This is a genomic window from Pseudomonas sp. PAGU 2196 (assembly GCF_022179005.1).
GTDB classification, from domain to species: domain Bacteria; phylum Pseudomonadota; class Gammaproteobacteria; order Pseudomonadales; family Pseudomonadaceae; genus Aquipseudomonas; species Aquipseudomonas kermanshahensis.
On sequence record NZ_BNTL01000077.1, the window covers coordinates 1 to 567 of the forward strand.

1 protein-coding gene is annotated in these 567 nt (G+C 49.9%); it reads right to left on the reverse strand.

What is annotated here, in order from left to right; genetic code table 11:
* The coding region (locus tag MFF34_RS28000) for an autotransporter outer membrane beta-barrel domain-containing protein (RefSeq protein ID WP_238217839.1) at positions 1-567 on the reverse strand (567 nt) is incomplete at both ends.

Sequence of the window (567 nt, forward strand, 5' to 3'; positions counted from 1 at the left end):
CATTGTGCGATATCACCACCCAGTTGAATCACATAACGATTACTTTGAGTTTTCAGTTGACCAGAACCGTCGCGCCAGCGGTTATGTCCTCCTTCATGGCGCATCCACATACTGGTTGCTTTCGGTTCTCCGGTAATTGCATCGACGTATTGCGTCCGCCCCAGACGTTCATGAAGGCGGGTCACAAACATGGTGTTTGCCGCAGCTATATTCGCGGTATAGGAGCTGGCTTCCGGGCGCAGGTTGTTATCATGCCCTTCCGGAGTGGGTTCAGGATCAGGCCTTGGTTCTGGAGTATTTTTACTACTGCTCAGATACCAGTTTCCATAGTTGCTTCCCGGCCCACGTCCAAGAGTGTAGTCATAAGCGCCGGCCGCTATACGTCCGGCCTGAATAAATTCAGCGTTAGCTGCATTACCATCAACATGAATAACTTCAATACTATTCAGCGTATTAGCGCCTGAACCACCAACATTCGTAACAGCCACTCGGGTCTTACCGGACGCATCGCCTTTAATTACCAGTTTGTCGGTTGCAGAAGAGCTATCATCCAGCACTGTGTTAATG